The sequence below is a fragment of the Streptomyces sp. AcH 505 genome (genome assembly GCF_000818175.1).
Classification (GTDB): Bacteria; Actinomycetota; Actinomycetes; order Streptomycetales; family Streptomycetaceae; genus Streptomyces.
Window position 1 is genome coordinate 890437 of the sequence record NZ_JTIY01000001.1, and the last position, 6204, is coordinate 896640.

Consider the following 6204-nt stretch of genomic DNA (forward strand, 5'->3'; position numbering starts at 1 on the left):
CCCCGCCGTACAGCCCCGCGCGGGCGACGGGCTCCCGCTGCCGCCGACCCGGGCGCTCGCCGAGCAGCTCACGCAACTGCTGGCGGGTGCGACGGCGCAGGGCGGCTGGGCGGTGGCGGCTCTGCTCTGCGCGGGGCTGCTGGTGCTGCGGCGGCAGGCGTACGACCTCCCGAGATCCTCATGACGCGACCGACCGAGAGAGAGCAGTCAGTGCCGGAAGTGCGGGAACAGACCATCGCGGTGAGCGGGCTGACGGTCAGACACCGGAGAACGGTCGCGCTCGACGCCGTAGCGCTCGGCTTCGGCACGGGGGTGCACGGGCTGCTCGGTCCGAACGGGGCCGGCAAGACGTCCCTGATCCGGGTGCTCGCGACGGTCTCGGCGGCGGCCGGAGGACAGGTGGAGCTGCTGGGACACGACGTGTCGGACCGGCGGGCCCGCTCGGAGGTCAGGCGGCGGCTCGGCTATCTGCCGCAGGAGTTCGGCTACTACCCGGGCTTCACGGTGCGGGAGTTCGTCTCGTACGTGGCATGGCTGAAAGAGATGCCCGCGCAGGGGGTGGCGGGGGCGGTCGAGCGCGCCGTGGAGCGGGTGGGGCTTGCCGGGCGTATCGACGCGAAGATCAAGACACTGTCGGGCGGCATGGTGCGCCGCGTCGGCATCGCCCAGGCGATCGTCAACGACCCGGATCTGCTGCTGCTCGACGAGCCGACGGCCGGTCTCGACCCGGAACAGCGCGTCGAGTTCAGGGCGCTGCTCCGCGAGGTGGGCAGCGCGGCCACGGTCGTCGTCTCGACGCATCTGGTGGAGGACGTCGCCGCCGCCTGTTCAGAGGTGACGCTGCTGGAGTCGGGCCGGGTGGCCTTCCGCGGCACGACGGCGGAGCTGACCGCCGCCGGTTCGGGGGCGACCGCCGCCGACGAGCGCGACGCCAACCCGATCGAGCGCGGCTACACGGCGGCGCTGCGGACCCACCGGGCGGGCGTGCGATGAGTCTCATGACGGCTCCCGTGACCGCCTCGGCCGCCGACCGGAAACCGGGCGGCGCGAGCCGCGTACTCCGGCCCGAGCTGCTGCGTGGGACCGGACCGTGGACCGGCGTCGCCCTCGCCACCCTGATCGGCGTCACCATGTACAGCAAGGCCGACCAGTGGCAGCAGCACTGGGCGGAGACCACTGACCTGCTGCGCGTCGCGGGTCTGATCCTCGGCGGGCCGCTCGCCGTGGCGGCCGGCTGCTGGCAGGGCGGCAGGGAACGCAGGCGCGGTACGGAGGAGTTGCGTGCCACGTTCGCGAGGAGCAGGCTCCGGCAGACCCTCGTGGCCGCCGCCCCCGCCGCGCTGTGGCCGGCCGCCGGGTATCTCGTGGCGGCGGCCGGCTGTCTGCTCGCCACCTGGCCGTACACGAGCGGCGGCCATCCGTACGTGTCGCTGATCGCGGCCGACGCCGTGGCGATCGCCTCGCTCGGCACCCTCGGCTTCGTCGCGGGACGGCTGCTGCCGTGGCGGCTCGTCGCGCCGCTGCTCGCCGTCCTCAGCTATGTCGTACTGGCCGTGCCGGGGTACGGGCGGTCGAGCGCTCGTTGGCTGGATCCCGCCCTTGAGTACGACTCCTCGTTGCAGGCGCCCCTGTGGTGGTTCGGCCCGGCGAGCGCGCTGTGGACCGGCGGGCTGGCGGCATCCGCGCTGCTCGGGTTCGCCGCGCGGCGAAGGCTGACCGCGCTGCTCCCGCTCGCCCTGGCCGCCGCCGCGGCCGTGCCGCTCGTGACCACCGGCGACGGGCTGTGGCGGCAGGATCCGGCAGCCGTCAGGCCGGTCTGCGACAACGGCGTGCCCCAGCTGTGCGTGCCCGCGGTCGACCGGAACATGCTGCCCGCGATGCGGCAGGCGCTCGCCGGGGTGGACGCCAAGCTGCGCGGGGTGCCGGGCGCGCCAGAGCGCTGGGTTCACTACCCCGTCCCGCCGGGTCCCGGCGATGTGTCGCTGCCGGACCGGGTCGACGACACCGTACGGGGGCGGCTGACGCACCCGGACCTGTTCGCCGATTCGGCGGTGGGTGCGCTGGTCGACGGCGCGGACTGCGCGTCGGAGGGAGCCGACACCCCGCTGGACGAGCGCGCGTCCGACATCGGGATCGCCGTCCGGCAGTGGCTCGTGCCACGCGGCAACTTCGCGAACTCCCCCGCGCGGGGCGCGAGGCCCCATCGGAAGCGGCTGGAAGCGATGGACGCAGCACAGGGCCGCGCCTACCTCACCCGCTATCTCGGCGCCGACCGCTGCGACCCGGCTCAGGTGCCCGCCCCATGAGCCGTGCGCTGTACCTCCGTTCCCGCGCGCTGCCCGCAGTCGCCTCCTCGCTGGTCGCGGCGGCGCTGCTGGCCGGCTGGGCGGCGTACGAACTCCAGGCGGCCCGGCGGTTCGGCGGCACGGCCCGCATCCCGGTCGTCACGCTCGCCCCGATGCTGGCGGCCGGAATCGTCGGGACCGGCCTGTACACCCACAGCGACGAGCTGGACCGGACGGCGGTACGGGCCTGGTGGCCCCGCAGACTCGCCCATCTGTTCGCGCTGACGGCACTGGCCGCCGCCGGCCTGGCTCTGGCGGTGCCGGGCAGTCCCGAGGTGTTCGGCGGGCAGGCGATGGTCCGCAACGTACTCGGCGCGACCGGCATCGCGGCCGGGTCGGCGGCGCTGCTGGGGGCGCGGCTGAGCTGGCTGCCGACGACGGTGTACCTCAGCGGGACCTACCTGTCGGCGCCCCCGACGCACGACGGCGTCGCCACGGTCTGGGCCTGGCCGATGCAGCCGGGACCGCAGCCGGGGGCGTGGCTGACGGCGTGCACGACGTACGTCTGCGGCGCCGCGCTGCACGCGTGGCGCGGCGCGCGCCCCGACGGGAGCTGACAACAGACGGGCGCTGACAGCGCGGGAGCGGGGCACAAGCAGGGGTGCCGGATTGTCCCGGCCGCCGTCGGCGCAGCAGGATGGCGTGCACCACTCCTGACGTCCGAACAAGGGATCCGTACCGTGCCCCAGACCGTTCCCGATCCCGATGCCGTGCCCGTCACGCTGGACCGCAGGGACGGTCCGTACGGGGAGGTCGTGCTGCGGCGGCAGGGGGACCGGTTGGAGATCATCGCCAACGGGACGTTCCTGATGGACACCTCCGACGGGCGCTCCGAGCGGCTGCTCATCGACGCCGCGCTCGGCGCGCTGAGCGAGGAGCGGCGCAACAGTATGCCGTCGGTCCTCATCGGCGGCCTCGGGGTGGGCTTCTCGCTCGCGCACGCGGCGGCCGATCCGCACTGGGGGCGGATCGCGGTGGTCGAGCGGGAGCGGGCCGTCATCGACTGGCACCACGGCGGGCCGCTGGCCAGGATCTCCGGGGCCGCGCTGGTCGACCCGCGGACTGTGATCCTTCACACCGACCTCGTGGAGCACGTCCGCACCACGACGGACCGCTACGACGCACTCTGCCTGGATATCGACAACGGCCCCGACTGGACCGTGACCGAGAGCAACGAAAGCCTGTATACACAGGCAGGACTGGCTGCCTGCCGGGCCCTGCTGAACCCCGGCGGCGTCCTCGCCGTCTGGTCCGCGCAACCCTCTCCGACCTTTGGCGATGCGTTGCGGAATGCCGGATTCAACGGGGTAACCACCCAAGAGATCCAGGTTGCCCGGGGAGTGCCCGACGTGGTCCATCTCGGCGTTCGCACTGCGTAGCCGGGACCCCTTCGCTGCCTCTACGCTGCTCCCCACACAGGGTTTCTTCGACGGTGTGCGGACGCGCGCGGACGACGGCCCCCGGCGGTACGAGGACCGCAGCGCGAGGACCCGCGGTACGGGCAACACGGACAGCGAACACGTAGCAGGGGCGGGGCGATGGAGCAGACACACACCAGCCAGAACGGGGTCGCGGCGACGCCCGGCGCCCAGCGCCGGGTCCTGGTCGTGGAGGACGACGCGACGATCGTCGACGCCATCGCGGCGCGGCTGCGGGCCGAGGGGTTCATGGTCCAGACGGCGCTCGACGGCCCCGCGGCGGTCGACGCCGCCGAGGCGTGGCAGCCGGATCTGATGGTCCTCGACGTGATGCTGCCCGGCTTCGACGGCCTGGAGGTCTGCCGCCGGGTGCAGGCGCAGCGCCCGGTGCCGGTCCTGATGCTGACGGCGCGTGACGACGAGACCGACATGCTGGTGGGTCTCGGGGTCGGCGCCGACGACTACATGACCAAGCCGTTCTCCATGCGGGAGCTGGCCGCCCGGGTGCATGTGCTGCTGCGCCGCGTCGAGCGGGCCGCGCTGGCCGCCGTGACCCCGCGCAGCGGGATCCTGCGCCTCGGCGAGCTGGAGATCGACCACGCGCAGCGCCGGGTGCGGGTGCGCGGCGAGGACGTCCATCTGACGCCGACCGAGTTCGACCTGCTGGTCTGCCTGGCGAACACGCCGCGCGCCGTCCTCTCCCGCGAGCAGCTGCTCGCTGAGGTGTGGGACTGGGCGGACGCCTCGGGCACCCGTACCGTCGACAGCCACATCAAGGCGCTGCGCCGGAAGATCGGCGCCGAGCGGATCCGTACGGTGCACGGCGTCGGGTACGCCCTGGAGACCCCGGCGCCATGAACCTGCCGAGCAGACGCCCGCCCGCAAGGAATCTGCGTCCGTTCTCCATCAAGGCCAAGCTGGGCACCCTCGTCGTGGTCTCCGTCTTCATCACGACGGGGCTGCTCATGGTGGCCCTGCGCACCAAGACCGAGCTGCGGTTCATCACCGTCTTCTCGGTGATCGCGACGCTGCTCATCACCCAGTTCGTCGCGCACGGCCTGACCGCCCCGCTGGACGAGATGAACACCGTCGCCAAGGGCATCTCGCACGGCGAGTACACCCGCAGGGTCAGCGGCGCCGACCGGCGGGACGAGCTGGGCGACCTGGCGTCCACGATCAACCGCATGGCGGACGACCTGGAGGCGGTCGACCGGCACCGCAAGGAGCTGGTCGCCAACGTCTCGCACGAACTGCGCACCCCCATCGCGGCGTTGCGCGCCGTGCTGGAGAACGTCGTGGACGGGGTGTCGGCCGCCGACCCGGAGACGATGCGTACGGCGCTGAGCCAGACGGAGCGGCTGGGCCGGCTCGTGGAGACGCTGCTGGACCTGTCGCGGCTCGACAACGGCGTGGTGCCGCTGCGGGCCCGTCGCTTCGAGGTGTGGCCGTATCTGTCGGGCGTGCTCAAGGAGGCCAATCTGGCGGCCTCGCAGCGCGGCCTCAGCTCGGGGTCAGGGAACCACACCCGTACGGACGTGCATCTGCATCTGGACGTGTCGCCGCCCGAGCTGACCGCGCACGCGGACGCGGAGCGGCTGCACCAGGTCGTGGCCAACCTGATCGACAACGCTGTCAAGCACAGCCCGGCGCACGGCCGGGTCACCGTACGGGCCCGGCGCGGCCCGCAGCCCGAGTCGCTGGACCTGGAGGTGCTGGACGAGGGTCCCGGGATCCCCGAGCCGGAGCGCAGCCGGGTCTTCGAGCGGTTCAACCGGGGCAGCACCCCGGCGCCGGGACCCGGTACGGACGGCGGTACGGGTCTCGGTCTCGCGATCGCCCGCTGGGCGGTGGATCTACACGGCGGCCGCATCGGAGTGGCCGAATCAGCGCGCGGCTGCCGGATACGGGTCACTCTTCCGGGAGTCCAGCAGAACACCCGGTTGACGTACAATTCGTAAGGAAAGCGCACGATCTCCGGATACGGAGTCGGGGACGGGCGGGCCACGAGCCTGGCCACTCTCCGCTATCGGGGGCTCCGGACAGTCCCGGTGATGGTGAACCGGGTTTGTTTCCCGCCATTTCATACGCTGAAACCCGCTGTCGGATGTGACTTGCACGACGATGGCACGCCCGGCCTGCACCTGCGCGCCCGGTAGGCGTAGCCTTGATTCCCGCTGTCCATTACTTTTTGTGAAGCGGAAGAGGGCGGTTCACGCCGTGTCGTCTCAGTCCACCAGTAACTCGAGCATCTCGACCGACGCAGACGGGCAGGGGAAGAACCCTGCCGCTGCCTTCGGGCCCAATGAGTGGCTCGTCGACGAGATCTACCAGCAGTACCTCCACGACCCGAACTCAGTCGACCGTGCCTGGTGGGACTTCTTCGCCGACTACAAGCCGGGTTCGTCCGGCGCGGCGGACAAGCCGGCGGAGACCGCAGCCGC

The 6204-nt window shown here is 72.4% G+C and carries 7 protein-coding genes and 1 pseudogene; all 8 read left to right on the forward strand.

Features of this window, described 5'->3' with window-relative positions; translation table 11 throughout:
• Positions 1-184 (forward strand): annotated as a pseudogene (locus HY68_RS43445) (hypothetical protein); the annotation flags it as partial.
• A 26-nt stretch (positions 185-210) separates the two neighbouring features.
• On the forward strand, positions 211-993 hold the full coding sequence (locus HY68_RS04040) for an ATP-binding cassette domain-containing protein (protein WP_241778465.1): 783 nt from the start codon (positions 211-213) through the stop codon (positions 991-993).
• 5 nt (positions 994-998) lie between these two features.
• The gene (locus HY68_RS04045) at positions 999-2306 is read left to right on the forward strand and encodes a hypothetical protein (protein ID WP_052457011.1); all 1308 of its coding nucleotides are present in this window, start codon (positions 999-1001) and stop codon (positions 2304-2306) included.
• Positions 2303-2902, forward strand: a complete 600-nt coding sequence (locus HY68_RS04050; protein ID WP_041984454.1) for a hypothetical protein — start codon at positions 2303-2305, stop codon at positions 2900-2902. Before HY68_RS04045 ends, HY68_RS04050 begins: the two co-directional genes overlap by 4 nt.
• A gap of 123 nt (positions 2903-3025) precedes the next feature.
• Positions 3026-3724 carry a spermidine synthase gene (locus HY68_RS04055; protein WP_041984457.1) on the forward strand — a complete coding sequence of 233 codons (699 nt, stop codon included), beginning with the start codon at positions 3026-3028 and terminating at the stop codon, positions 3722-3724.
• Positions 3725-3883: 159 nt separating this feature from the next.
• A complete protein-coding gene (locus tag HY68_RS04060) occupies positions 3884-4621 on the forward strand; it encodes a response regulator transcription factor (RefSeq protein WP_041984459.1) in 738 nt (245 codons plus the stop codon).
• Positions 4618-5721: an ATP-binding protein gene (locus tag HY68_RS04065; RefSeq protein ID WP_041984462.1), complete on the forward strand. Its 1104-nt coding sequence runs from the start codon at positions 4618-4620 to the stop codon at positions 5719-5721. The genes HY68_RS04060 and HY68_RS04065 overlap by 4 nt, the downstream gene beginning before the upstream one ends.
• Before the next feature lie 259 nt (positions 5722-5980).
• Positions 5981-6204 (forward strand): hypothetical protein (locus HY68_RS04070; RefSeq protein ID WP_041984465.1); only part of this gene is annotated, 224 nt, incomplete at its 3' end.

Bases quoted from the DNA above. Each gene is read 5' to 3' on its own strand.
- HY68_RS04045 (WP_052457011.1), top strand. From the start codon at position 999: ATGACGGCTCCCGTGACCGCCTCGGCCGCCGACCGGAAACCGGGCGGC.
- HY68_RS04050 (WP_041984454.1), top strand. From the start codon at position 2,303: ATGAGCCGTGCGCTGTACCTCCGTTCCCGCGCGCTGCCCGCAGTCGCC.
- HY68_RS04065 (WP_041984462.1), top strand. From the start codon at position 4,618: ATGAACCTGCCGAGCAGACGCCCGCCCGCAAGGAATCTGCGTCCGTTC.
- HY68_RS04060 (WP_041984459.1), top strand. From the start codon at position 3,884: ATGGAGCAGACACACACCAGCCAGAACGGGGTCGCGGCGACGCCCGGC.